This is a genomic window from Paenibacillus sp. F024, from assembly GCF_057814255.1.
This window is the reverse complement of the sequence record NZ_JBVASZ010000115.1, coordinates 1-350: the sequence shown is the minus strand read 5'-3', so window position 1 is coordinate 350 and position 350 is coordinate 1. Positions and strand designations below refer to the sequence as shown.

The 350-nt window shown below is 50.0% G+C and carries 1 protein-coding gene; it reads left to right on the top strand.

The window, feature by feature from the left end:
- A partial coding sequence (locus ACZYR9_RS27610) for a nitrilase-related carbon-nitrogen hydrolase (protein ID WP_488981496.1) occupies nt 1-318 on the top strand: 318 nt, incomplete at its 5' end.
- Between the last annotated feature and the right edge of the window lie 32 nt (nt 319-350).

The following is a 350-nucleotide window of genomic DNA, read 5'->3' as shown; positions in this document are numbered from 1 at the left end:
GAGGGCCGCTGCTTCGTATTATCCTCCAATCAATATGCAACCAAAAGCACGTATCCGGATGATTTAGCCTGCCTGGACGAGCTTTCCGGCCAGCCTGACGTGTTATCCAGAGGAGGACGCGCGATCGTTGGGCCGCTAGGAGAATATGTAGCACAGCCGCTCTGGGATCAGGAGGGGCTGCTGATTGCCGATTTGCCGTTAGAGCAGATCATACAAAGCCGATATGAGTTTGATGTGATGGGACACTATAATCGGCCGGACATATTCCAGCTCACGGTCAATGAAATAAAGCAAAGCATCGTTGAATTTCAACGTTAAATAGAATGTAATCCTGGACGTTAGCCGCTGGA